This is a genomic window from Burkholderia sp. Bp9143, assembly GCF_003853645.1.
Lineage (GTDB): Bacteria > Pseudomonadota > Gammaproteobacteria > Burkholderiales > Burkholderiaceae > Burkholderia.
On record NZ_QTPO01000022.1, the window covers coordinates 83,426 to 107,561 of the forward strand.

At 66.6% G+C, this 24,136-nt stretch carries 20 protein-coding genes and 2 pseudogenes; 9 read left to right on the forward strand and 13 right to left on the reverse strand.

Going from position 1 to position 24,136, the window contains the following annotated elements; translation table 11 throughout:
- Positions 1-196: 196 nt before the first annotated feature.
- The 5 genes from DIE23_RS18270 to DIE23_RS18290 all read right to left on the reverse strand — a co-directional run bounded on the left by DIE23_RS18270 (position 197) and on the right by DIE23_RS18290 (position 6,131).
- Positions 197-1,546: a reverse transcriptase family protein gene (locus tag DIE23_RS18270; RefSeq protein WP_124613413.1), complete on the reverse strand. Its 1,350-nt coding sequence runs from the start codon at positions 1,544-1,546 to the stop codon at positions 197-199.
- Between the two features lie 610 nt (positions 1,547-2,156).
- Positions 2,157-3,101 carry an SDR family oxidoreductase gene (locus tag DIE23_RS18275; protein WP_124613414.1) on the reverse strand — a complete coding sequence of 315 codons (945 nt, stop codon included), beginning with the start codon at positions 3,099-3,101 and terminating at the stop codon, positions 2,157-2,159.
- Positions 3,102-3,263: 162 nt separating this feature from the next.
- Complete coding sequence (locus tag DIE23_RS18280; protein ID WP_059449243.1) at positions 3,264-3,677, reverse strand: DoxX family protein; 414 nt, start codon at positions 3,675-3,677, stop codon at positions 3,264-3,266.
- Between the two features lie 315 nt (positions 3,678-3,992).
- Positions 3,993-5,066, reverse strand: coding sequence for a lysozyme inhibitor LprI family protein (locus DIE23_RS18285; RefSeq protein WP_124613415.1), 1,074 nt, complete (start codon positions 5,064-5,066; stop codon positions 3,993-3,995).
- A gap of 180 nt (positions 5,067-5,246) precedes the next feature.
- Positions 5,247-6,131, reverse strand: a complete 885-nt coding sequence (locus DIE23_RS18290) for a LysR family transcriptional regulator (RefSeq protein WP_124613416.1) — start codon at positions 6,129-6,131, stop codon at positions 5,247-5,249.
- A gap of 128 nt (positions 6,132-6,259) precedes the next feature.
- Here DIE23_RS18290 and DIE23_RS18295 point away from each other — a divergent pair, with 128 nt between their 5' ends.
- The gene (locus tag DIE23_RS18295) at positions 6,260-6,985 is read left to right on the forward strand and encodes a pirin family protein (protein WP_124613417.1); all 726 of its coding nucleotides are present in this window, start codon (positions 6,260-6,262) and stop codon (positions 6,983-6,985) included.
- Between the two features lie 61 nt (positions 6,986-7,046).
- Positions 7,047-7,656 (forward strand): annotated as a pseudogene (gene wrbA / locus DIE23_RS18300) (NAD(P)H:quinone oxidoreductase).
- Positions 7,657-7,785: 129 nt separating this feature from the next.
- Here the strand turns inward: wrbA and DIE23_RS18305 are convergent.
- The 3 genes from DIE23_RS18305 to DIE23_RS18315 form a co-directional block, all read right to left on the reverse strand.
- Positions 7,786-8,103 (reverse strand): hypothetical protein, encoded by a 318-nt coding sequence (locus DIE23_RS18305; RefSeq protein WP_124613418.1) that lies wholly within the window; start codon positions 8,101-8,103, stop codon positions 7,786-7,788.
- Positions 8,104-8,347: 244 nt separating this feature from the next.
- Positions 8,348-9,082, reverse strand: a complete 735-nt coding sequence (locus tag DIE23_RS18310; RefSeq protein WP_124613419.1) for an LrgB family protein — start codon at positions 9,080-9,082, stop codon at positions 8,348-8,350.
- A complete protein-coding gene (locus DIE23_RS18315) occupies positions 9,079-9,450 on the reverse strand; it encodes a CidA/LrgA family protein (protein ID WP_124613420.1) in 372 nt (123 codons plus the stop codon). Before DIE23_RS18315 ends, DIE23_RS18310 begins: the two co-directional genes overlap by 4 nt.
- 248 nt (positions 9,451-9,698) lie before the next feature.
- Here DIE23_RS18315 and DIE23_RS18320 point away from each other — a divergent pair, with 248 nt between their 5' ends.
- The 4 genes from DIE23_RS18320 (at position 9,699) to DIE23_RS18335 (ending at position 14,530) form a co-directional block, all read left to right on the forward strand.
- On the forward strand, positions 9,699-11,156 hold the full coding sequence (locus tag DIE23_RS18320; RefSeq protein ID WP_124613421.1) for a PucR family transcriptional regulator: 1,458 nt from the start codon (positions 9,699-9,701) through the stop codon (positions 11,154-11,156).
- Positions 11,157-11,333: 177 nt separating this feature from the next.
- Entirely contained in the window at positions 11,334-12,749 is a 1,416-nt protein-coding gene (locus DIE23_RS18325; protein WP_124613422.1) for an amino acid permease, read from the forward strand.
- A gap of 34 nt (positions 12,750-12,783) precedes the next feature.
- Positions 12,784-14,166 carry an FAD-binding oxidoreductase gene (locus DIE23_RS18330; RefSeq protein ID WP_124613423.1) on the forward strand — a complete coding sequence of 461 codons (1,383 nt, stop codon included), beginning with the start codon at positions 12,784-12,786 and terminating at the stop codon, positions 14,164-14,166.
- A 13-nt stretch (positions 14,167-14,179) separates the two neighbouring features.
- Positions 14,180-14,530: a cupin domain-containing protein gene (locus DIE23_RS18335; RefSeq protein WP_124613424.1), complete on the forward strand. Its 351-nt coding sequence runs from the start codon at positions 14,180-14,182 to the stop codon at positions 14,528-14,530.
- A gap of 80 nt (positions 14,531-14,610) precedes the next feature.
- On the opposite strand, the pseudogene DIE23_RS18340 reads toward DIE23_RS18335, so the two are convergent.
- The 5 genes and pseudogenes from DIE23_RS18340 to DIE23_RS18360 form a co-directional block, all read right to left on the reverse strand.
- Positions 14,611-15,798 (reverse strand): annotated as a pseudogene (locus tag DIE23_RS18340) (porin).
- 92 nt (positions 15,799-15,890) lie between these two features.
- Entirely contained in the window at positions 15,891-16,799 is a 909-nt protein-coding gene (gene nadC / locus DIE23_RS18345; protein ID WP_124613425.1) for a carboxylating nicotinate-nucleotide diphosphorylase, read from the reverse strand.
- Between the two features lie 143 nt (positions 16,800-16,942).
- Positions 16,943-17,521, reverse strand: a complete 579-nt coding sequence (locus tag DIE23_RS18350) for a MarR family winged helix-turn-helix transcriptional regulator (RefSeq protein WP_124613426.1) — start codon at positions 17,519-17,521, stop codon at positions 16,943-16,945.
- A gap of 108 nt (positions 17,522-17,629) precedes the next feature.
- Positions 17,630-18,622: an ABC transporter substrate-binding protein gene (locus DIE23_RS18355; protein ID WP_124613427.1), complete on the reverse strand. Its 993-nt coding sequence runs from the start codon at positions 18,620-18,622 to the stop codon at positions 17,630-17,632.
- Between the two features lie 43 nt (positions 18,623-18,665).
- Positions 18,666-20,012, reverse strand: coding sequence for an MFS transporter (locus tag DIE23_RS18360; RefSeq protein WP_124613428.1), 1,347 nt, complete (start codon positions 20,010-20,012; stop codon positions 18,666-18,668).
- A gap of 279 nt (positions 20,013-20,291) precedes the next feature.
- On the opposite strand from DIE23_RS18360, the gene DIE23_RS18365 reads away from it, so the two are divergent.
- The 3 genes from DIE23_RS18365 to DIE23_RS18375 all read left to right on the forward strand — a co-directional run bounded on the left by DIE23_RS18365 (position 20,292) and on the right by DIE23_RS18375 (position 23,880).
- Positions 20,292-21,254, forward strand: a complete 963-nt coding sequence (locus DIE23_RS18365) for a PDR/VanB family oxidoreductase (protein WP_124613429.1) — start codon at positions 20,292-20,294, stop codon at positions 21,252-21,254.
- A 99-nt stretch (positions 21,255-21,353) separates the two neighbouring features.
- Positions 21,354-22,685 (forward strand): Rieske 2Fe-2S domain-containing protein, encoded by a 1,332-nt coding sequence (locus DIE23_RS18370; RefSeq protein WP_124613430.1) that lies wholly within the window; start codon positions 21,354-21,356, stop codon positions 22,683-22,685.
- A 16-nt stretch (positions 22,686-22,701) separates the two neighbouring features.
- On the forward strand, positions 22,702-23,880 hold the full coding sequence (locus DIE23_RS18375) for a Gfo/Idh/MocA family protein (RefSeq protein ID WP_124613431.1): 1,179 nt from the start codon (positions 22,702-22,704) through the stop codon (positions 23,878-23,880).
- Positions 23,881-24,136 lie beyond the last annotated feature (256 nt).

Sequence of the window (24,136 nt, forward strand, 5' to 3'; positions counted from 1 at the left end):
ACACATGGCGCACCACGTTGGGACGCGCGGCGAACCGTCGGTGGCGAGCGCCTCGCCACCGGGCGCCGCCCCCTGGCACAGGCGCGGCATGGCGCGAATGATAGCAGTGCGCATCCATCGTGGAGGACTTTTGCGGTCCGGCGCACACTCGGCTTCTTTGGCCCGCCAGCGTCGGCGCCGGCGCTGGCGCGGCCGTTTACGTGCCGAAGCTGCACCCGTCCCACGCGATCCGCGCGAACAGCGCATGCAGCTTCGCGCCGCGCGCGGCGTTCAGCGCGCTTGCATGGGCGACGCGTCCGGCCAGGTATCCGTGGAAATCCGCGTGCGCGGCGCGATTCTGCGACGCCGGTCCGTGGCGGATGCAGTTGGTCAGGATGGCCTTCAAGACATCGAACTCGTCGCGTGCCAGATTCGGATGACGATTGACGACCACACCGGCCAGTTGCTGCCGCACGCCGCGCCGCATCACGCGCGTCTTGCGCAGCTGCAGCGCGAAGCCTTCCTCGAGGGCGATCGCGGCCACCCCCGCCTGCAGCCGCCCGGCCTCGCGTGCGAACGCGCCGCCGCCCGAGAACGCGAGATCGTCCGCATAGCGCGTATAGGTCGCGTCGAGCGATCGCGCGAGCGCGGCGAGCCGCATGTCGAGGCGGAAAGCACACAGGTTCGCCAGCGCCGGCGAGGTCGGCGCGCCCTGCGGCAGGTGGCGGTTGCGGTAGAGCTGGCGGCCGGTCCAGTCGAACCGGTCGCGCAGGTCGGGCGCGAGCAGCCGCGCCGACGGCACGCGGTTGGTGCACAGCGCGGTCAGCATCCGTGCGACTTCCGACGGATACCCGAGCGTCGTGAACAGCGCATGGACCCGCGCCGCGCGGACCGACACGAAGAAGTCCGCGAGATCGAAACGGACGACGACGTCGCGATTCACATGTGGCGCGGCGAACGATACGATCCCGCGCCCCTTGCGAAAGCCGTGTGCCGCGTCGTGCGGCGGAATCCGGTCGAGCAGCCCGTGCAGGATGCGGCGCTGCGCTTCGCGCAGCCGGCCCTTCGGAATCTCGATCAGGCGGCAGCCGCCGCGACGTTTGTCGTAGCCCGCGTACGTGTAGTGATGCAGCGGCGAGTCGCTGCCGCGCGCATCGACGCGCCAGTGGTCGGACAGCCAGTCGAGCTCGGGCGCACTCACGCCGAGCCAGGTCGCGAGGTCGCCGCACGTCGGCCATTGCGGCACCGTGACGCCAGCGAGCCGCGGCGGCAATGGCCGCTGGACCGGCGGCCGGCGCACGATGCGTATCGCGACCGGCCGATGATCGCCGTACCACGCGATCATGAATGCCGGCGTATCGGCCAGCGCGCTTGCCAGCAGATCGGTATCGACGTCGGTCCAGTTCGCGCCGAAGTGCGCGATCGCGTGATCCGCGAGTTCGTGCGCCCATGACGGCGCGGCACCAAGTACGATCGCGATGCGCTCGAGCAGGCCGCCGCGCTCAGGCGGGCCGGCCAGCATCGCTTCGGCAATCATGCGGGCTGTATCGAACCGGGATGCGTGCATGGAGAAGAATGGGCGGGACGATGAGTCAACGTGACAGGTGCTGCGAGAGCAGTCGTTGCGCAACGCGCAACCTGCGCTCTTGCGACGCATCGGGGTGCCGGTCTCATCCACGGGGTAGCCCCGTAGTCCTGGAACAGCGATTGCCTGCTCCGGGGGTGTGCTTGACCCTCCGCCCCGCGACGCGACTTTAATGGCCGGACGCGCGGGGTGTCAAATGGCGGGGCGCGCGACGCTTGTGCCCGTCGCGCGAAAAGCGCGCCGAACGCGATCGGCGACACGCCGCCGCAAACTTGCGGTCGAACGGCATGGTCCGGTGCGGTACGCAGTCCTGCGAATCCGGTCGCGGGAAAGCCGCGCTCGCCTCGAGCCATGGCGCATGAAACGTGCCGACATCGATATGGACGACGTAACGCTCCACTTCGCCGGGCGAGGCGGCCAGCCTCTTGCTCTCGCGATGTGTCCGAACGCGTCAGGGCACCGGCGCACCGGATGCGCCGCCCCGCGGCCCCGACGCTTCCCGCCAATCGGGAATGTTGCGCAGTGTGACGTCATGCGATGCACGGACTATGACCGCCGTCGCGCGTTGCGGCGGCGCGGCGCGCGCCGTCCCTTACGGCAGCGGCGGCGCGTCACGCAACACGGCTTGCAGCCCAGCCGCGAACGGCGTCGCATGCTCGATCCCGAGTGCGCGCACGCGCGATGCATCCAGATGGCAATCGTACGGACGCGGCGTCGCATCGGCCGGCGTGTCGATTCGCGCGAGCGCGGCGTCGATGCCGAACGCGGCCGCGATCCGTTGCGCGATGTCGTACTTCGTCATCGGTTCCTCGCCCGACCAATGACGGATGCCCGTGACGGGCGAGCCCGCGAGCTGGCGCAGCGTCAGGTCGCGGATGACTTCCGCGACGTCCGGTGTGTAAGTCGGATAGCGGATCGCCCAGGCGTCCATGCCGACCGCGTCGGCACCCGGTCGCGCGGACGCGACGACCGCCGGCACGAGGCTCGTGACGGCCGACTCATGCCAATCGACGATCGGGCCGTAGAGCAACGGCAGGCGCAGCACGCAGGTAAGCGACGACGCGGCGAGCAATGCGGCCTCGCCCTCCAGCTTGGTGCGGCCGTAGATGTTCAGCGGGTTCGGCGCGGCGTCTTCGCGGTACGGCGCGGCCTTGCCGTCGAACACGTAGTCGGTGGAGATGCCGAGCGTCCACGCGCCGTAGCGCGCGGCGAGCGCGCCGATGCGGGCCGGCGCGTCGACGTTGATCGCGCGCGCGGCCGCGGGGTCGCGTTCGCAGACGTCCGGGCGACGCTCGGCGGCGCAGATGATCACGGCGGCCGGGCGGCGAGTGTCGAAGATGTGTTCGAGCGCCGGCTGGTCGAGCACGTCGAGTCGGACGACGTTTTCCGGCGGCAATGCGAGGCGCCGTGCGCCCGCGGTGTCCGGGTTGCGGATGGTCGCGACCGGCGTCAGCGACGATTCGCGGGACAGCGAGGCGGCAACCGCCCGGCCGAGCAGGCCGGACGCGCCGATGAGGAGGATGGTCGGGTGCGACACGGTAGCCAACGATGAAAGGGGACGAGGGGCCCCAATCTATACGAGAACCGGCAACCGATGTCGATTTCGGTCGCACGTCGACGACGTGCGGATGACGAAACAAGGCCCGGTGCGCGCTTCCGCGCACCGGGCCGGTCGTGCGGCACGAAATCTCGCGCCTGCTTACTTCCGGTCGAACGAATACCGGCCCGGCCCGCTCACCGCGAGCAACAGCAGCCCGCCGATGATGCTGATGTTCTTGTAGAAGTTGATCATCGCGAGGTACTGATCCATGCCCTGCAGCGCCCAGTAGCGATGCCCGATCAACGCTGTCGCGAGCGTATAGACCGCGAACACCAGCGCGAGCGGACGCGTATAGAACCCGACCGCGATCAGCGCGCCGCCGACCAGCTCGACCGCCACCGCGATCACGGCGGACAGCTCGGGAGACGGCGCGCCCGTCGACGCCATGTACGCGACCGTGCCCGAGAAGCCGTTCAGCTTCTGCCAGCCGAACAGCACGAACAGGATCATCATCAGCACGCGAGCCGCCAGCAGCAGCTCGTCCTTCTTCGACTCCAGCGAAACGTAACGCATAGCAATCACCTTGAATTGACGGTTTGACGCATTCGGTGCCGACGTCCGCCGAACGGCGAACCCATGGATCGACAACGAACCCTCCTCGCACGATCGAACCGCGGGCCGGTCGGCCCGCCGCCGAGGAATCCATCCGGTCGCGCCGTCTTGGCACGCTGCGGAGCGGTTCTGGCGAAGCACGGGTGCAGTCTACTGTCTCACCGGAAATCATCAATCCGTCGAAACAAGATTGGCTGTCTCGATTTAGTGGACAATTGTCACGTAACAAACGCATCACGTGCGGCCGACGCGCCTATCGGCGCGCCGTCCGCCGGATCACATCAGGTCGATCGGATAGGTCTTGTCGAGATTGTCGTGCCACGCGCGAATGGTCTTCGGCACGGTCTTTTTCCACGCCGGCACGTTCGAGAAATAGCGCATGCGCACCTTGTCATGCGCATCGAACACGAGCAGCCCGATCCACAATTCGGTGCCCCGGCGCATCACGATCGCGGCGTTCGTCGTGGCGATACCGCGCACCCAGTACGACGTCACGGCGGCGTTCAGGCCATCGAGATCCTTCTCGTCCGCGCTGACATTGACCGTGTCGACGAGCGTCTGATAGTCGGCGCCGAGCAGCGTGTGCGCGATCGCATTCTGCCGCGCGTCGGTCAGCACCTTCAGCGTCACGAGGTCCGCCGGTGAACTCGCCTGCGCCTTCGACGCCGTCACGTAGTCGCCCGAATACACGACGCCCGCGCCGGCGCCGCAATCGCCGCCCTGTTGCGCGACCTGCACGCGCCCGCCCTTGCGGCTGAAATCGAGCCGGCACTGATCCTGGCGAAACGTGCCGCGGTCGCCGTGCAGTTCGATATCGCCACTGAGTCCGCCGGTATTCGCGCCGTTGGTGCCGCTCAATTCGAAGTGAAGGCGCGGTGCGGTGCCGGTGAACGTCAGCACGCCGCCGAACGACGGGTTGTCGCTGTCGCGATACCACGTCTGCTGCCAGCGGTCGGCCGCAAGCGGTGCGCCGCTCAGGCTCGCGAGCCGCTCGCGATAGCGATCGCCGACGCACGACGCGTCGTTGCCGCAGCGGTCGCGCTGCTTGAGCCATTTCAACTGCGCAGCCTTCAGCGCGGCCGTATCGCCACCTTTCGCAAGCGCCTTCTTCCACGCCACCGCCAACTGGCCGTCGAGAGACGACAAGCCAGCGTCCGCGCAGATCGCCTTCTCGGTCGGCGAAACAGCTTTCGCGCAGTCGAAGCCGGCCGCCTGGGCCGCCATCGGCGAGATCGTCAGTACTGCCAATATCACGGCGGATCGCAGGTTCGCGCTCCGCACATGCCGGCCGCGACGCGCGGCTTGCCCTCGCTCGCCGGCGCGAGCATTCGATCGGTTCCTGATTGTCATGGACTGGACTCGTCGTGGATCGCGGTGAGTAGAAGCTACGTGCCCGATACGATTCGAGGTAAAAACACCCGGCCCGACATGCGCTGCGGGCCGTCGCCCCCGCCGAAGCCTAACGCGAATGCGCGCCGCCGATCAATCGTCGTTCGACGATGCGCGCAACACCCATACCGAGCCCGCCCGCTACCCCCGCCCACCCAGCCGCTCCGCCAGAAACCCGATGAACGTCCGCAGCGTGACGAACCCTTCCCGATGCTGCGGAAACACCGCGTTCAGCGTGATCGGCGACGGCGCATACGCGTCGAGCACCGGCACGAGCGCGCCGCTGTCGAGCGCCGCGCCGACGATGAAATGCGGCAGCAGCGCGACGCCGAGCCCCGCGATCGCCGCGTCGCGCACGACTTCGCCGTTGTTCGCGACGAGCGGCCCCTGCACGTCGAACGTGCGCGCCGCGCCGTCGATCCGGAATTCCCAGCCGACGCGCCGCTCGCGCCCGTACAGCAGGCACGTATGCCCGGCGAGATCGGCCGGCGTCGCGGGCGTGCCCTGCCGTTTCAGGTAAGCGGGGCTCGCGCACGCGATCATCTTCCACGCACCGAGCGGGCGCGCGATCAGCGTCGAATCCTCGAGCGCGCCGATCCGCAGCACGAGGTCGAAGCCCTCGCCGATCAGGTCGACGCGCCGGTCGGTCAGGTCGAGGTTCAGCCGCACGGCCGGATGCGCGGACAGGAATTCGGCGATCAACGGCGACACGTGCGTGATCCCGAACGACAGCGGCGCGCTGATCTTCAGCGAGCCGTGCAGTTCGGTGCTGCGCACCGACATCGCCTGCTCGGCGTCGGCGATCTCGGCGAGGATCCGCTGCGCGCGCGCATAGAACTCCTGCCCCGATTCCGTGACCGCGAGATTGCGCGTGTTGCGGTGCAGCAAGCGCACGCCGAGCGACGCCTCGAGCGCCATCGTGCGCCGGCTCACGAACTGCTTGGAGAGCATCAGCTGGTCGGCCGCCGCCGTGAAGCTGCCCGCGTCGACGGTCGCGACGAAGATCCTCAGATCGTTGAGTTCCATATTGTCCACTCCGAAGTGACAGTCATTATCTCCACAGCCATTTATTTGTCAAATCGATTGACCTAAGATTCATCTCAACGAACGGCCGGGCCCACTTCCGAGGTCCGGCGGACATCCAGGAAAAAATCATGATCGAGACTCGTGCAGCAAACCAACGTGGCCGTGCCGAGCATGGCTGGCTCAGCTCCCGTCACACGTTTTCTTTCGCGAATTACTACGATCCGAAGCAAGTCGGCTTCTCCGACCTGCTGGTGATCAACGACGACCGCGTCGCACCGGGCCGCGGCTTCGGTACGCACCCGCACCGCGACATGGAAATCCTGTCGTACGTGCTCGACGGTGCACTGGAGCACAAGGATTCGATGGGCACCGGGTCGGTGATCGTGCCGGGCGACGTCCAGTTGATGAGCGCGGGTACCGGCGTGCGTCACAGCGAGTTCAACCACTCGCACGAGACGCCCGTCCACTTCCTGCAGATCTGGGTCGGGCCGTCCGAGAAGGGTGCCGAGCCGCGCTATCAGCAGACCAATGTCGCGGCAGCCGACAAGCGCGGCAAGCTCGCGCCGATCGTGTCGCCCGACGGTAACGGCGGTTCGCTGACGATCCGCCAGGACACGCGGATCCACGCGGGCCTGTTCGACGGCGACGAGCGCGCCACGCTCGAACTGGCACCGGACCGCTTCGCCTACGTGCATGTCGCACGCGGCAGCGTGACGGTCAACGGCGTGACGCTCGGCGAAGGCGACGGCGCGCGCATCCGCGGCGAACAGGCGCTGACGTTCGCCGACGGCAAGGATGCCGAGGTGCTGGTATTCGACCTGCGCCCGGTCGAAGTGACGGCCGAGTGGGCATGACGCCCGTTCGGAACATCGGGCCCCGCTGAAGGCGGGGCCTTCTTAATCGGAGATTCGCAACATGGCCAAGGTACTCGTTCTTTACTACTCGTCCTACGGGCACGTCGAAACGATGGCGCAGCACGTCGCGGAAGGCGCGAAATCGGTGCCCGGCGTCGAGGTCACGCTCAAGCGCGTGCCGGAAACCATTCCCGTCGACCAGGCGAAGGCGATCGGCGTCAAGGTCGACCAGGCCGCCCCCGTCGCCACCGTGGACGAACTCGCGGGCTACGACGCGATCATCTTCGGCACGCCGACCCGCTTCGGCAACATGGCCGGCCAGATGCGCACGTTCCTCGACCAGACCGGCGGCCTGTGGATGAAGGGCGCGCTCGTCGGCAAGATCGGCAGCGTGTTCGCGTCGACCGGCACGCAGCACGGCGGCCAGGAAACGACCATCACGTCGTTCCACTCGACGCTGCTGCACCACGGGATGGTGATCGTCGGCGTGCCCTACGCATGCAGCGGGCTCGTCAACATGAACGAGATCACGGGCGGCACGCCGTACGGCGCGACCACGCTCGCGGGCGCGGACGGCAGCCGTCAGCCGTCAGCCGAGCGCGAACGAACTCGACATCGCGCGCTACCAGGGCAAGCACGTCGCGGAACTCGCCGCGAAGCTCGCGTCGTAACGCGGGTTGGTGGGTTGCCGCCCGTCCCGGAGAGCCCGGGACCGCGGCGCGTGCCGCCTGCGCGGGACGCACAAGGACGAACGGCGCCGGTCGACCCGGCGCCGTTTTTCATCGCGCGAACGCCGGCCCTTACTGGCCCGATGCCGGCGCGGCAGGCGCGGGTGCGGGCGCCGCCTTCGTCGCGGGCGCCTTTTCCACCGCGTTCTGCGGATAGTTGCTCTGGTCGTTGGTCAGCCGGTAGCCGCTGCCCGTGCCGATTGCCTTCAGGTCCTTCGCGTGGCGCGCGCGCGCCGCCTTGCGGGCGGCCTTCTTCTGCGCCTTGTCGAGCTGCTTCTGCGTCGGCGCGGACGCCTGATCCTGCGCGTATGCCGCCGGCGCGGCGGTCAACAGCAGACCGAACGACGCCGTTACTGCCACTGCCACCGAAACCACGCGAGACTTCGTCATGGCCGGATCTCCTTGTCGATTGTTGGTTGTGGGTCGAACGCCAACCCGCACGCGACGGACGTCGGCGTGCGACCACGGCGCCGATGCAACGTTAGCCGATCGCCGCGCAAATGTCCGTGCCGGTTCCTGAATTCTCCCGATAACGGCAACGATACATGCGCGGCGAGCGCCCGGCCGGCCGGTGCGGCGCACGCGGCCATCAGGGAAACCGATAGCATCGCGCGCGGCCGGTGCCCGGCGCCGCTCAGATCCAGCGCGACAGCACCGGCAGCAGGATCGGCACGACGAAGGCGGTCAGCACGCCGTTCAGCCCCATCCCGAGGCCCGCGAACGCGCCGGCCTCCTCGCTGACCTGGAACGCGCGCGCGGTGCCGATCCCGTGCGACGCGACGCCGAGCGCGAAACCGCGCACGGCCGGCTCCTCGATGCGCAGCGCGTTCAGGATCGCGCGGGCGCACACGGCGCCGAAGATCCCGGTCGAGATCACCAGCACGGCGGTCAGCGACGGAATCCCGCCGATCTCCTGCGCGACGGCCATCGCGATCGGCGTGGTCGCGGATTTCGGCGCGAGCGACGCGATCGTCTGGTGCGACGCGCCGAACAGCGCGGCGATGCCGACCGCCGACACGATCGCGGTCAGCGAGCCCGCCAGCAGCCCGACGAGCAGCGGCACCGCGGTGCGCCGCAGCTTCGACCACTGGCGGTACAGCGGCAGCGCCAGTGCGACGGTCGCCGGGCCGAGCAGGAAGTGAACGAACTGCGCGCCCTCGAAATACGTCGGATACGGCGTGTGCGTGATCGTCAGCAGCACGACGATCAGCGCGACTGCGATCAGCACCGGGTTCGCGAGCGGGTTGAAGCGCGCGCGGGCATAGACGGCCTGTGCAATCAGGTATGCGATCAGCGTGATCGTCAGGCCGAGCAGCGGGGTCGCGGCGAGATAGACCCAGATCGCGCCGAGTTTCGGGAAGGCCGTCATTGCGTGCCCTCCGCCGTGCCGTCGGCGCGCCGCTGGCGCCGCAGCAACGCGCGCGTGACGAGTGCCGTCACGGCGATCGCGAGCGACGTGCTCACCGCGAGCGCGACGACGACCGCGAGCGCATCGCCGCGCAAGCGGTCGGCCGACACCATGATGCCGACGCCGGCCGGCACGAACAGCAGCGACAGATGGCGCAGCAGCTCGAGCGCGGTCGGCTCGATCGCGTCGGCCACCTGCGGGCGCAGCATCACGAAGCCGAACAGCAGCAGCATGCCGATCACGGGGCCCGGCACCGGCAGGCCGAACAGATAGGACACCCCTTCCCCGAGACACTGGAAGGTCAGCAAGACCGCGAACGCCTGCAGCATGAGCCGCTTCTCCCGAACGTGGCCGCGCTACCGTGCAGCCGCGCGGCCGATGGGCCGGCGGCGTGCGACGCCGGCGTGGACGATACGCGCGATCGTACCAACATTGGATGCGGGGGGATGCGGGGCGGGATGCCGGCTCGGCGCGTCGCCCGCCCGCTGGCCGCCCACAGCCACTATCATCTTGCACTTTCGGGCGTCGGCGCTGCTGCCCCGACACGCAGCCGGCCCGCGAGCCAGGGAGTTTGCCGATGATCACCGTGCAGGAATTGCTGGATACGCCATCGCTGGGACTGAAGGTGATCGCTGGCGTCGCCGGCACGCACCGGCTGATCACCTGGGCGCACGCGGTCGACCTGCCCGATCCGTGGCGCTGGGTCAGCGCGGGGTACCTGGTGATGACGACGGGCGGCGGCATGCCGCGCGCACCGAAGGACCAGGTCACGTGGCTCGAACGTCTCGCGCAGACGAATGCGAGCGCGCTCGTCGTCGCGCCGCAGGCCGATGCGCCGAAGCTGTCGCGCAAGCTGCTCGATGCGGCGAATCAACTGATGTTTCCGGTGCTACGGGCCAGCTTCGAACTGGAATTCGTGAAGTTGTCCCATCACGTGATCGAGAGCGTGCTGCGCGCGCAGCGGGACAGCTTCAAGGCCAGCGAACGTCTGTTCCAGACCTATGCAGAGGCCATGCGCAAGGAGGCCGAATTTGCCGGACGGCTCGCGATTCTCGCCGTCACCCTCGGGTTGTCGCTGCGCATCGAGGATGCAGCGAGCGGCACCACGCTCGTCGCGACCGCATCGACGCCTTCGGCGGACGACGCGCATCATGCGGAGCGGATTCCGCTCGGCGGACGAGCACGCGCGAATCTGGTGATCCAGCGCGAAGGACGCGGCGCGCCCGAAGATCCACTGTTCGTGCGCTCGCTGGTCGGCCTGCTCGGCGTCGAGTTCGAACGCCTGATGATCACGCGCGACGGCCAGCGCGACGAGGGCGTGGCGCTGCTGCGCAGCCTGCTCGACAACGAAACCGACTTCGCGTTCGTGCGGCCGATGCTGAAGCGGCGCGGCCTCGCCGGCACGTTCGTGTGCCTGTCGATCAGGCCGGGCGGTGCCGGCGACTGGACGCCCGGCGACATTCATCACGCACCGGGGCTTCAGGAGAAAACGCCGCTGCTGCTGCAAGACGACGTGCTGCTGGCGCTCGCGCCCGACAGTCGCGACACGATCGACGCGCTACTGCGTAATCTCGGCGACGGCACGGTCATCGGCGTGAGCGGCCCGATCGCGGTCGCGACCGGGTTCCGCGAAAGCGTGCGGCAGGCGCGCCTCGCGATGACGCAGGCGATCGAGCTGGAAACCGACGTGCTGCGCTACGGCGACGTCGAGACCGGGCTCATCATGGCGCCGAAGTCGCTGGCCGAGGCGCGCGCGTTGGTCGGGCGCTATCTCGGGCCGCTGATCGAGCACGACCGGCTGCACGACACGTCGCTGCTCGCGACGCTGATGAAATTCCTCGAGAACGACGGCAACTGGAAGGCCACCGCGTACGACCTCGGCATCCATCGCCAGACACTCGTGTATCGCCTGAAGCTCGTCGAGCAGCTGACGGGCCTCAAGCCCACGAGCACCAACGGGACCGCGCGCTTCTGGATCGCACTGCTCGCGGGCAACAACGCGAAGCTGCTCCCCGTTCAGACATTGCGCGACTGACGCGCCTGCCCGCGCCGCCCCCTGCGCGGCGCGCAGCCTCCGCCGGCCTTCGCCGGTTTCATACATTTGTATGAACCGGCGCCGCCGCGCTGGGATTTTTTGCATAGGCAGCCGTCGGTCGCTTGCCTAGTATCCGTCCGGACAACGACACGAAAACACGTCAGACGGAGACAAGCGATGCCCATTCAGACGGAACACGACCCGCGCCTGAAACGCGCACTCAAGACCCGGCACATCAGCATGCTGGCCCTCGGCGGCGTGATCGGCGTCGGCTTGTTCGTCGGCTCGAGCGCGGTGATCGCATCGACCGGACCGGCAGCCTTCATCACCTACGGCATCACCGGCGTGATCGTCGGGCTCATCATGCGGATGCTCGGCGAAATGGCCGCCGCGCGCCCGATGAAGGGTTCGTTCGTCGACTACGCACGCATGGCGTACGGCGACCTGGCCGGCTTCTCGACCGGCTGGCTGTACTGGTATTTCTGGGTGATCGTGGTCGGCTTCGAAGCGGTGGTCGGCGGCCAGATCATCAACGGCTGGCTGCCGCAGGTGCCCGTGTGGGCAATCTCGCTCGGGCTGATGGTCGTGATGACGTCGCTCAACCAGCTGTCGGTAAATTCGTTCGGCGAAGCGGAATACTGGTTCGCCGGCATCAAGGTCGCAGCGATCGTCGTGTTTCTCGTGATCGCCGGCGCATACGTGTTCCACGTCTGGCCGGGTTCCACCGCGCGCTTCTCGAACCTGACCGCGCACGGCGGCTTCCTGCCGCACGGCACGCTGACGCTGTTCTCGGGCGTCGTGTCGGTGATCTTCTCGATGACGGGCGTCGAGGTCGCGACGATCGCGGCCGCTGAATCCGATCATCCGGCCCGCAACATCCGTCGCGCGGTGAACACGGTGATGGCGCGCATCCTCGTGTTCTTCGTGCTGTCGACCTTCTTCATCGTGGTCGCGCAACCGTGGATCGACATCGTACCCGGCAAGTCGCCGTTCGTCGCGACGCTGGAGAAGATCGGCATACCCGGCGCTGCAACGCTGTTGACGGCCGTGATCCTGGTGGCCGTGCTGTCCGTCCTCAACGCCGGCCTGTACACGTCGTCGCGATTGCTGTTCGTGCTGAGCACCAACCGCGAGGCGCCGAAGTTTCTGTCGATAACGAGCAGCCGCGGCGTACCGCGCTGGGGCGTGCTGGCGTCGACGCTGGTTGGCTACGGCTGCGTCGTGATCGCTGCGCTCTGGCCGGACACCGTGTTCCAGTTCCTGCTGAATTCGTCCGGCGCCGTGTTTCTGTTCGTCTACCTGATGATCTGCCTGTCGCAACTGAAGCTGCGCAAGCAATGGGAACGTGAAGGGACGCTGAAATTCCGGATGTGGCTGCACCCGTGGCTACCGCTCGCCGTCACCTGCTCGATCGTCGCGGTACTCGTGAGCATGGCGATCGACCCGGCAACCCGGATCAGCCTCGCGCAGTGCCTGATCGCGATCGTCGTCATCGTGGCCGCATACGGCGTGCTGAAGCTCGCCCGGTCGGGACGTCCGCAGCCAACCGTGCATGCGGCCGTGCCCGGACACACCGGTACCGTCGGCGAATGACGGCACTCGGCTCCATCCAACCCGGAACACGCACATGCAAGCTGAAGTTGAACTGTTGAAACTGCCGATCAAGCCGCTGTGGCACCAGGCCGCCCGCGCGCGCAGCGCGCTGGCCGGCCAGGTCGACGCGGACGTCGCGATCGTCGGCGCCGGTTACACGGCGTTGTGGACGGCCTACTACCTGCTGAAGGCGCAGCCGTCGCTGCGCGTCGTGCTGGTCGAACGCGAGGTCGTCGGGTTCGGCGCGTCGGGGCGCAACGGCGGATGGGCGTCGGCGATCTTCCCGATCTCGCTGCCGCGCGTCGCGCAGATGTATTCGCACGACGCCGCGCTGCGGCTCCAGGCCGCGATGAACAAAACGGTCGACGAGATCGGCCACATCCTCGCACTCGAAGGCATCGACGCCGACTACAAGAAAGAGGGCTTCTTGTCGCTCGCGCGCAGCGCCGCGCAACTATCGCGCGTCGCCGCAGCCGTCGAGGCCTCGGCGCGCTTCGGGCTGCCGGACCAGTGGTGCGCGCTCGACGCCTCCGAGGCCCAGGCACGGATCGGCGCGCGCGGCGTGCTCGGCGCGCTGTACACCGAGCATTGCGCGCTGATTCATCCCGGCAAGCTCGTGCATGCACTTGCACGACTCGTCGAAAGCATTGGCGCGCGCATCTACGAGCATTCGGAAGTGACGGGCATCGGGCCCGGCTTCATCCGCACCGCGGCAGGAAACGTGAAGGCCGAAACGATCGTGCGCGCGACCGAGGCATTCTCGTGCCAGCAATTGGAGCATCGCCGCTCGGTGATTCCGCTCTACTCGCTGGTGCTGGCAACCGAACCGCTGCCGCTGTCGCTGCGGCAGTCGCTGCGGCTCGACCACCGGCTCGCGTTCAACGACATGCGCCACCTGCGCGTGTACGGCCAGGTCACGGCCGAGGGCCGACTCGTGTTCGGCGGGCGCGGCGCGCCGTACCAATGGGGATCGCGGATGTCGGATGGCGACGACCAGATCGGCCATGCGCACGCGAAGATCCATGCGGCGATGGTCGAATTCTTCCCGGAACTGGCCGATGCGACCGTCACGCACCGCTGGGGCGGCGCGCTCGGCGTGTCGCGCGACTGGTGCCCGACCGTCAGCATGGATCCGCGTACGCGCATCGCGTGGGCCGGCAACTACGTCGGCGACGGCGTGGCGACCAGCAACCTGGCCGGCCGGATCCTGCGCAACCTGATTCTCGGCATGGACGAATCGATCAACCGGCTGCCGCTCGTGAATCACACGTCCCCGGCCTGGGAGCCCGAGCCGCTGCGCTGGCTCGGCGTCAACAGCGGTCTTTTTGCAGCGGGGTTCAGCGACGCCGAAGAGAAGCTGACCCGTCAACCCTCGCGCACGGCCCAGCTTCTCGAGAAGCTGACCGGTGCGCACTGAGCAGGAGCATCAGATGAAGACATTCACCATCGTCAAGGCCGGCCAGATCGCCTACGCCACGCTGACCGCCGCCGGCCAGCGCGCCGGCGCGGACCGCGGCGATCCGCAAATCGCGATTCAGCGCCTCGCGCCCGACGCCGTCGGCAACCTGGGGATCTGGGAATGCCAGCCGGGCGGCTGGCCAGTCGTCGATCGGCCCGATACGGAGTTCACGTACATCCTCTCGGGCCGTGCGAACCTGACCGACGAGGCGAGCGGCGAAGTGATCGAGATCGGCGCCGGCGACCTCGTGATCCTGCCGCCGGGATGGACGGGACGGTGGGACGTCATCGAGCCGTTGCGGAAGGTGTACGCGATTTATTGAATTGGCCGGAAGCAGGAACGGCGGGTATGAGTCCCGCCGTTCCGGCGTCGCACCGAGCCGCCGCTACGGCACATCTGTCATCAGAACCGCTTCTGAATCCCGACGCGCGCATACACCTGGTGATTCGTCGTCGACGGCGACAGGTTGTAGATCGACGCAACCGCATCATGGCCGGTCGAATCGGTTCCGCTGGTCTTCTCGTAGACGCCGATCACATAGAGTTGCGTGGTCTTGGACAGCGAGTACGATGCGCCGAGCGCCGCTTCGTTGTAGCTCGCACCCGTATGCCCAGCCACCCCAGACGTTTTGGTTTACTGATAGTCTAGACCGAGCAATATCGCCGGCGTGGCCTGCCACGAGAAGTTGATTTCGCCCGTATTGAAGGTCGCTGTCCCGCCGATGCCGCCTGCCGGCACCGGCCCCGCCGATCGATCGCCGAGACCGCGGAACTGCGTGTTCGAGTAGTTCGCGCCGAGCGTCACGCGCCCCATCTGATATTGGGCCCCTGCTGCAAGCGCCTGAAGCGAATGCGCGGACGCAAACCCTGTCGTTACCGGCGATCCGGCGAAATTCGCGCCCGGCACGCCGTTCGATACGGCTGCCGGCGCACCGGAATCGCCCCAGAACGACACGTTCGGCTGCCGCACGTTCAAATAGCCGACACCCGCCGAGAATGGCCCGCGCCGATAACCCGCACCCACCGAAAAAACCTGGTTTCGCGAGAAGTCCCCCGGCACGCCGCCGATCCCGTACAGCCCGCCGACCGTGAAACCTTGGAATTCCGGGCTCACGTACTTGATGGAACTGTTGACGCGATTGGTATGCGCCATCTGGTCGACGTCACCGGGATGCCCGAGCGCGGGACCGCCCCACGTATTCGCCACGGCGAACGGATTGACGAACTCGACAATTTCATCGTATTGGCGGCCGAGCGTCACCGTGCCGTACGATCTGCTCGACAGGCCGACATACGCCTGCCGCCCGAACAGCAGCCCGCCCTGCCCCAGCTTGCCGTTGGTGATGTCGAAACCGTTTTCCAGCCGGAATACCGCCGCAAGGCCGCCGCCCAGATCCTCCTTGCCGAGCAATCCGAACCGGTCGCCGTTCAGCATGCCCGATGTCATGTTGTAGAGCGACTTGCCGCCCGCATTGCCTTGATAGTTCAGCCCCACGTCGAGCAACCCGTAAAGCGTCACGCTGCTTTGCGCGAATGCCGTGCCGGCCATACCCAGCCCGGCGGTCATTACGATCCATTTCCCTGCCTTCATCTCGTCTCCTCTGGTAAATCGTTCACTCAGTCATACTTAGTATTCTTGAAATATTTGCGTATGGAAAACGAAGCTCGCCAATCGCGTATTCGTCAGCCTTTCAAGTCGGGCGCGCTCGACGCCGAAATCGACTCGGCGACCGATTCCCGTTCAACCGACGCGGCAAGCGTCGAGAATCGCAGCGAAAAATCGATCGCCGTGACGTGCTTCGTCAGCGCACCCACGGAAATGCGGTGAACGCCGGTCTCCGCAATGGCGCGCAGCGTATCCGGCGTGACGCCACCGGATACTTCAAGCTCCGCTCGCCCGTCGGCGATACGCACGGCTTCGCGCATCTGTTCCAGCGAGAAATTGTCGAGCAGGATCGACCCGGCACCGGCCGCCAATGCTTCCGCCAGTTCGCTCAGCGTCTCGACCTCGACCTGCAGCGGCACGCCGGCACCGAGCGCGTGCGCGGCCCGGATCGTCGACGCGATTCCGCCGCCGGCAGCGACGTGGTTTTCCTTGATCAGGATGCCGTCGTACAACCCGAGCCGATGGTTCCTGCCGCCACCGACCCGCACCGCGTACTTCTGCGCCAGGCGCAACCCCGGCAGCGTCTTTCTCGTATCGAGCACATGCGCCGCCGTGCCTTCGACGATGCGGGCCATCGCGCATGTCACGGTCGCCACGCCGGAAAGAAGCTGAAGGAAATTGAGTGCCGTCCGCTCGGCGGTCAGCAGGCCGCGCGCCGGACCCGCTATCCGGCAGACGATCTGCCCTTCGCGCATCCGTTCGCCTTCGTCGGCGAACCACTCGACCGCGATACGCGGGTCCACCTGAAGCAGCGTTTCGTCGAACCAGGGCCGGCCGCACAGCACGGCCGGCTCGCGCACGGTGAGCATCGCTTCGCACGCCGTGCCGGGATCGATCAGCACCGAAGTCCAGTCGACGTCGCCGACATCTTCCAGGAGTGCATCGCGGACATTGCGCACCATTGCCGCGCGGGTCGTTTCATCCATTCAGGGTTCCGTATCATCAGCAGGGAAGGCAGCACGCAGTCGCTCGCGACCGCACGCCGGCACGGAACCAATATTATTAGAGATTTAATAAAATGACCACCCGGGGATTGACCTGAGTGCGGCGGCGCATGACCGCCGTTTTGTCACTCTTCCCCGCGCGTCGCGATCAGGTTGCCGACTTCGCGCGTCGACGGAATCCGCCGCGCCGGATCGTCCGATTCGGCTTCATCGCGTGCCATGTTTTCGATGATCGTCAGCAGCACCTTGCGCGCGACGTTGATCTCGGTCGCCTTCAGCCCGTTGACGCTGATCTCGTTGACCTCTTCCGCGAGCGGCACGAGCTTGCCCTTCAGCGCCTTGCCGCGCGGCGTGAGGTACACGTGCGTGTTCTTCCGATTGTCCGGTGCATAGCGGCGCTCGACGTAGCCGAGCTTTTCCATCGCCGACACCGCGCTGAACGTGGTGGGCGTCGTGGTGCCGGTCTCGTCGCTGAGTTCCTTCTGCGTCAATCCGTCGGTTTCCCACAGCACACGCAGATACGCCCAGTGACCGAACGACACTTCATGCTGCGCCAGGCGCATCTGCAGCCCGCGAATCATCGCGCGGGCCGCGTCCTTCACCAGGTGGGCAAGACGATCGTCCGGCACCGCGTCGCGCCAGTGCCGAAGGATCGGGTTCGCGCCGGGGTCACGGCCCTTGCCCGAAGAACGTGTTGCTGCCATACCATCCTCGCCGTCGTTGTAACCGAAGTGGTGACAATCATATCGCTTTACCCGGCGGGCAAGCCACTGGCGACGCTGCTGCAGCGAACGGCATGGCCGCGCCCCGCGTCAGATCTTGAAGCTTTCGAGGCTCGCCGGATGGAACAGCTCGGCCGGCTGCAACCGACGGCTCGACAGGCCTTCCGCATGGTGCCGCGCGAGGAACCGGTCGATCACGTGCTCGTTCTGCGCGAAGCCGTACGACCAGAAGTCGTCGCCCATCAGGCGGCGCGCGTTGCGCAGTTGATCCTCGATGAACGGCAGCGTCACCTTGGTGGCCGACGTGTCGCTCAGGCGCGCGAGCGCGGTCGCCTTCGACTGCTCGAACGCCTTGGCGATCGCGCCCGGCAGCCACGGGTGCCGGTCCGCGAGCGTCCGCCGGATCCCGAGCGTATGCATGATCGGAAAGAGCTTCCTGCGTGCATACCATTCGGCCGCGCTCCGTTGCGGATCGTCGAACAGATACTTGACCTGCGGATGTCCGCGCTCGAAACACGATGGCGCACGCGGCCCGATCACGCCGTCGATCTCACCGTCCGCCAGCAGGTTCGAGATCGTGCGCCCTTCCGGCGCATTCTCCAGCACGACGCCTTCGGGCAACTTCAGCGCGATCTTTTCCACGCGCGTCGGATCCTCGTAGCCGCCGCGCACCCAGCGGATGTCCGATGCCTTCACACCGTACTCCTCCTCGAGAAACAGCCGAACCCAGACGTTGGCCGTGAGCTGGTATTCCGGCACGCCGATGCACTTGCCCTTCAGGTCTTCCGGCCGGTCGATGCCGCGATCCGCGCGCACGTAGATCGAGCTGTGCCGGAACGCGCGCGACGGAAAGACCGGCACCGCAATGTACGGCGACGTGCCGGCCGCCGTCTTCACGGAATAGCTGCTGAGCGACAGCTCGCAAACGTCGTAGTCCGCATGCCGGAACGCGCGAAAGAAGATCTCCTCCGGGTCCTGCAGCATGAACACGGGGTCCACGCCGTCGATCTGCACGTCGCCATCGATCAGCGGACGCATCCGGTCATAGTTGCCCACCGCGATGGAAAGTTGAAGCTTGCTCATTGCTGTTCCTGTCTGACTATCGAAAAAAGGGGAGCGCGCGCGATCATGCGCCGGGCCGCGATGCCTGCCGCGCGCGCGGGACACCGAAGAACACGACGATGCCGCCGATGAAAACGAACGCGGCCACGAGCAGGATGCCCGCCGAGAAACTGCCGGTCACGCTCTTGACCCAGCCGAGGACGTTCGGCGCGAAGAACGCACCGACCTGCCCGAGGCTGCTGATCACGCCGATGCCGCCGGCCGCGGCCTCGCCTTTCAGGTAGGTCGGCGGAATGGTCCAGATGATGGCCGCCGCCGCGAAATAGCTGACCGATATGAGGCTCAGGCACACGATCGCGACCGGCCAGTCGTGCGTGACGAGCGTCAGCAGCACGGCGCCTGTCGCGCCTGCCGTCGCCGACAGCACGAAGTGCCAGCGCCGCTCGAGACGCAGGTCGGAGCTGCGCGCGATCCACAGCATCGCGACGGCGCCGACGATGTACGGCAGCGCCGACAGCATGCCGATCTGCAGCAGGTTGGACACGCCGGTCTGCTTGATGATCGTGGGGGTCCAGTAATTGAGGATGGTGCCGCACACCGGCACCGTGGCCCAGCCGGCCGCGATCACGTACACGCGCGGGTCGCGCAGCGCGACGAGAAGGCGGCTCGGTGCATCGTGCGGCTTTTGCCGGTTGTCGTCCTCCAGCGCGCCCACGACGATCCGCTTCTGTTCGTCGGTCAGCCACGCCGCATCCTGCGGCCTGTCGGTCAGGTAGAACCACGCGACGATGCCGGTGATGACGGCCGGCAGGCCTTCCAGAAAGAACAGCCACTGCCAGTTGCGAAAGCCCCAGACATCGACGAAATTCTGCAGGATGAATCCGGACAGCGGGCCGCCGATGATGCCCGCAACCGCAATCGCCAGCAGGAACCGCGACGTGATGCGCGCACGCCGTTTCGCCGGATACCAGTACGACAGATAGAGAATGATCCCCGGCCAGAAGCCCGCCTCCGCCGCACCCAGCAACGTGCGTGCAAGGTAGAACTGCCACGGTGCGGTCATGAACGCCATCGCCGTTGAAATCGCGCCCCATAGCAGCATGATCCGCGTCACGGTCCGGCGCGCGCCGATTCGCCTGAGCAATAGCGTGCTCGGCACTTCCAGCAGGATGTAGCCGATGAAGAACAGGCTCACGCCGAGCCCGTATGCGGCATCGCTCAGGCCGAGGTCGTGCTTCAACTGCAACTGCGCGAAGCTGACGTTGACGCGATCGAGATAGTTCAGCACCCAGCACAGGAACAGGAAGGTCATCAACCTGAATGTGACCTTGCGATAAGTCGCTTCCACGACCGCCGAATCGGCGACCGGCGGTAGGGTCGCGTTCTCGTAGCTCAACGTTGAATCTGCCATTTCTGCGTGTCTCCAGGTGCCACTCATGGGGTCGGCGAACGCGAGCGTGCGTACTCGCCAAGCGTCGGACGCGCTGCATTGCATTGCGTCCGCATCAGTATAATTAGACGTCTAACTATAAGACTACGAAGTGCCTGCCCCGATGACAAGAGCGGGTTTATACCGACGCGTGAAACACGGCGATTCGCTCGTCACGCGCTTGCTTTGTTAGATCTCTAATAATATGATGCGCTCATGGCGAGTGCCGAAGGAAATCGAATCGGACAGAAGGAGACGGACATGACCACCGACGAAGACGGCTTTCTGCGTCTGAAGATTGCGGAGAAGGACAACATTGCGCGCGACATCTGGCGCTTCGAGTTGGTCGACCCGCAAGGTGCGCCGTTGCCGCCGTTCGAAGCCGGCGCGAACCTGACCGTCGTCGTGCCCAACGGCGCGCGGCGCAGCTATTCGCTTTGCAACGATTCACGGGAGCGCGACCGCTATGTGATCGCGGTGAAGCGCGACGGCAACGGGCGCGGCGGCTCGATGAGCCTCGTCGACGAAACGTGCACGGGCGACGCGATCGCCGTGTCGCTGCCGCGAAATGAATTTCCGCTCGACGAACGCGCCAAGGCATTCACGCTCGTCGCAGGCGGTATCGGCATTACGCCGATGCTGTCGATGGCCCGGCAATTGAAGACCGAAGGCCTCAGGCGGTTCCGGCTGATCTACCTCGCACGCGACCCGGAGAGCACCGCATTTCTCGACGAACTCGGCAGTGACGAATGGCGCTCCGTGGTGACGATTCACCACGACTTCGGCGATCCGTCGAGATCGTTCGACTTCTGGAAGCTGTTCGAGCGGCCGAAGCCGGAACACGTCTACTGCTGCGGCCCGCAGGCCTTGATGGATGCCGTGCGCGACATGACCGGCCACTGGCCGTCCGGCACCGTCCACTTCGAGAGCTTCGGCGCGGGCAACGCGGCCGCACGGGACAACACGCCGTTCACGGTCCGCCTGAAAAGCAGCGGCGCCTGCTTCGACATCCCGACCGATCGCTCGATCCTCGACGTGCTGCGCGCCGCCGACGTCCGCGTTCCGAGTTCGTGCGAAAGCGGCACCTGCGGGTCGTGCCGGACCAGGCTCTGCTCGGGCGAAGCCGATCATCGCGACCTGGTGTTGCGTGACGACGAGAGGGAGACGCAGATCATGGTCTGCGTGTCGCGCGCGCGATCCGGCGAACTGGTGCTGGATCTCTAGAGACCCCTCCCCTTGCGGGCGCCGGCCACGGTTGCCGGAAGGCCGATCCGCTTCGGAAATATTCATTGATAGAGGCGAAGTATCGCCAGGAGACATCCCATGTTGACCCACGAAGAAAACGAGCTGCTGTGCCGCGTCGAAGGCGATGCCCCGATGGGGCGACTGATGCGTCGCCACTGGACGCCGGTTTGCCTGATCGAGGAAGTGAGCGAGCCGGACGGTGCGCCCGTGAAGGCGCGTGTCTTCGGCGAGGACCTGGTCGTGTTTCGCGACACCGAGGGCAGCGTCGGCGTGATGGACGAGTATTGCCCGCATCGGCGCGCGTCGCTCGTGTACGGCAGGAACGAGGACTGCGGGCTGCGCTGCCTGTATCACGGCTGGAAGTTCGACGTGAAGGGCAATGTGATCGAAATGGTGTCGGAGCCTGCATCCAGCTGCATGACGGACAAGGTCAAGCACAAGGCCTATCCCACTCATGAATGGGGCGGCATGGTCTGGGCGTACATGGGTCCGCAGGATGCCGTGCCCGACTTCGTCGCACCCGCCTGGGCGCCGACCGCCGACACCCGCGTGAGCATCGCGAAAGCGCTGCTGCCGTGCAACTGGGCTCAGATCCTCGAAGGCGCGATCGATTCCGCGCACAGCTCGAGCCTGCATTCGTCGGACTTCGTGCCCGCGCGCGTCGGCGGTGCGGAAGCCACGTCGAAGAACTGGCTGCGCCCGTCCACGGACAAGGCGCCGCGCCTGCAGGTCGAGCGCACCGGCTACGGCTTCCGATATGCCGCGCTGCGCCGTCCGATCGTCAACGCGACGACGCACGACTATGTTCGCTCGACGGTGTTCGTCGCGCCGGCCACCGTGCTGATTCCGCCGAACAATCTGTACAACGTCGCGAACATCAATGTGCCGATGGACGACACGAACACCGCGTTCTACTTCATCGCATGGGGCGATGCCGAGACCACGCCGGAAACCGAGACCTGGCGCAAGTTCCTGCGCCAGCAGGTCGGTGTCGACCTCGACGCACGCTACCGTCCGCTGCGCAATCACGAAAACCGCTTCTGGCAGGACCGTGCGGCGATGGCGGCCGGCAATTTCACGGGGATCGCGGGTTTCCCGAACCAGGACATCGCGATGTGGGTGACGATGGGGCCGATCGCGAACCGCTCGGACGAACGGCTCGGCGCGAGCGATCTCGCGATCGTCGAGTTTCGGCGACGCATGCTGGACGCGATCGCCGAATTCCGGCAGGGCGTCGACGCAATCGGCACGGGCGCGAATTCGATTCCGCCGGAGATCTGCGCGTACCAGGCGATCGTGCCGAAGGAAATCGACTGGCGCACGCATGCGGTCCGCCATGTCAGCACGAAGCATCCGCAGCCGGCCGACCAGCCGGCGGTCGCCGCGACCGACTATCAGGTGTCGCCATAACCGGAGGAACAGGGCCATGACGCAGCGTCGCTTGCGCATTGGAGTAGCGGGACTCGGGCGGGCATTCTCACTGATGCTGCCGACGTTCCTGCGAGATCCGCGGGTTCAGCTCGTCGCCGCGTGCGATCCGCGTGTCGAGGCGCGCGATCGCTTCGCGGCGGACTTCGGCGCGCGAACGTATGCGGACGTGCCGGCGCTGGCCGACGACCCGGACGTGGAAGTCATCTACGTCGCGAGTCCGCACCAGTTCCACGCGCGACATACGGAGATCGCCGCGGCGAAGGGCAAACACGTGCTCGTGGAAAAGCCGATGGCGCTCGACGCGGCCGACTGCGACCGGATGATCGCGGCGTGCCGCGCGGCGAACGTGCACCTGATCGTCGGCCACTGCCACAGCTTCGATACGCCGTACCTGCGCACGCGCGAGCTGATCGGTCTCGGCGATTTCGGCACGGTGAAGATGATCCAGGCGTTCAACTACACCGATTACCTGTACCGCCCGCGCCGCCCCGAAGAGCTGCTGACGGCCGAGGGCGGCGGCGCCGTGTTCAGCCAGGCCGCCCATCAGGTCGACATCGTGCGCCTGCTCGCCGGATCGCGCGCGGTCAGGCTGCGCGCGAGCGTCGGCCGGTGGGATGCGTCGCGGCCCACCGAAGGCGCGTATTCCGCGCTGATCTGGTTCGAGAACGGTGCGTATGCGTCGCTGTCGTACAACGGCTATGGCCACTTCAACAGCGACGAGTGGACCGGCTGGATCGGCGAGATGGGAGGCCACACGCGGCCCGATGCGTATGGCGCCGCGCGCCGTCGTCTCGCGACGCTTGCGTCGTCGCAGGACGAAGCGACGCTGAAGGCGGCCGGAACCTACGGCGGATCGGCATACATGCCGCCGCCAGCCGACGACGACGAGCCGCCGCGCCATCACCAGCATTTCGGCCCGGTAATCGTGTCGTGCGAAGGTGCGGACCTGCGGCCGCTGCCCGATTCGATCGTCGTCTACGGCGACCAACGGCGCGACACACTGCCGCTGCCTTCGCCTGCCGTGCCACGCGCGGAAGTCATCGACGAACTGTATGGTGCCGTCGTCGCCGGGCACGCGCCGCTTCACGACGGCGAATGGGCGAAGGACACGCTCGAGATCTGTATCGCGATCCTGCGCTCGAGCGAGAGCGGCGCGGACGTGGTGCTCGGATAGGCCGAAGAAAACGACCGCCCCTCAAGCCAGCAGCTTGCCAGTTCGGAAACGCGACATCTCTCTATGGCTAGAAGACGACATTGCATATCGCCGCTACACTTTTTCCGACGCCATTGTTCGTTCAGTCAACTCGTATTTTTAGTTCTGGCCGGTGCGCGCCCTAAAGAGGCAGCAGTGATGCGGCACTCGGCGAGCCGCTGATCCGGCGTGAAACACGCGTCGGGAAATCGCGTTGTGCAGCGCTAGGCCGCGCTTC

Excerpts from the sequence above, each read along its gene's own strand:
- DIE23_RS18315 (WP_124613420.1), bottom strand. The coding sequence starts at position 9,450 with ATGCTGCAGGCGTTCGCGGTCTTGCTGACCTTCCAGTGTCTCGGGGAA.
- DIE23_RS18365 (WP_124613429.1), top strand. The coding sequence starts at position 20,292 with ATGACCACCGACGAAGACGGCTTTCTGCGTCTGAAGATTGCGGAGAAG.
- DIE23_RS18360 (WP_124613428.1), bottom strand. The coding sequence starts at position 20,012 with ATGGCAGATTCAACGTTGAGCTACGAGAACGCGACCCTACCGCCGGTC.
- DIE23_RS18335 (WP_124613424.1), top strand. The coding sequence starts at position 14,180 with ATGAAGACATTCACCATCGTCAAGGCCGGCCAGATCGCCTACGCCACG.
- DIE23_RS18325 (WP_124613422.1), top strand. The coding sequence starts at position 11,334 with ATGCCCATTCAGACGGAACACGACCCGCGCCTGAAACGCGCACTCAAG.
- nadC (WP_124613425.1), bottom strand. The coding sequence starts at position 16,799 with ATGGATGAAACGACCCGCGCGGCAATGGTGCGCAATGTCCGCGATGCA.
- DIE23_RS18310 (WP_124613419.1), bottom strand. The coding sequence starts at position 9,082 with ATGACGGCCTTCCCGAAACTCGGCGCGATCTGGGTCTATCTCGCCGCG.
- DIE23_RS18270 (WP_124613413.1), bottom strand. The coding sequence starts at position 1,546 with ATGCACGCATCCCGGTTCGATACAGCCCGCATGATTGCCGAAGCGATG.
- DIE23_RS18285 (WP_124613415.1), bottom strand. The coding sequence starts at position 5,066 with ATGACAATCAGGAACCGATCGAATGCTCGCGCCGGCGAGCGAGGGCAA.
- DIE23_RS18295 (WP_124613417.1), top strand. The coding sequence starts at position 6,260 with ATGATCGAGACTCGTGCAGCAAACCAACGTGGCCGTGCCGAGCATGGC.
- DIE23_RS18320 (WP_124613421.1), top strand. The coding sequence starts at position 9,699 with ATGATCACCGTGCAGGAATTGCTGGATACGCCATCGCTGGGACTGAAG.
- DIE23_RS18350 (WP_124613426.1), bottom strand. The coding sequence starts at position 17,521 with ATGGCAGCAACACGTTCTTCGGGCAAGGGCCGTGACCCCGGCGCGAAC.
- DIE23_RS18290 (WP_124613416.1), bottom strand. The coding sequence starts at position 6,131 with ATGGAACTCAACGATCTGAGGATCTTCGTCGCGACCGTCGACGCGGGC.
- DIE23_RS18330 (WP_124613423.1), top strand. The coding sequence starts at position 12,784 with ATGCAAGCTGAAGTTGAACTGTTGAAACTGCCGATCAAGCCGCTGTGG.
- DIE23_RS18280 (WP_059449243.1), bottom strand. The coding sequence starts at position 3,677 with ATGCGTTACGTTTCGCTGGAGTCGAAGAAGGACGAGCTGCTGCTGGCG.
- DIE23_RS18305 (WP_124613418.1), bottom strand. The coding sequence starts at position 8,103 with ATGACGAAGTCTCGCGTGGTTTCGGTGGCAGTGGCAGTAACGGCGTCG.
- DIE23_RS18370 (WP_124613430.1), top strand. The coding sequence starts at position 21,354 with ATGTTGACCCACGAAGAAAACGAGCTGCTGTGCCGCGTCGAAGGCGAT.
- DIE23_RS18375 (WP_124613431.1), top strand. The coding sequence starts at position 22,702 with ATGACGCAGCGTCGCTTGCGCATTGGAGTAGCGGGACTCGGGCGGGCA.
- DIE23_RS18355 (WP_124613427.1), bottom strand. The coding sequence starts at position 18,622 with ATGAGCAAGCTTCAACTTTCCATCGCGGTGGGCAACTATGACCGGATG.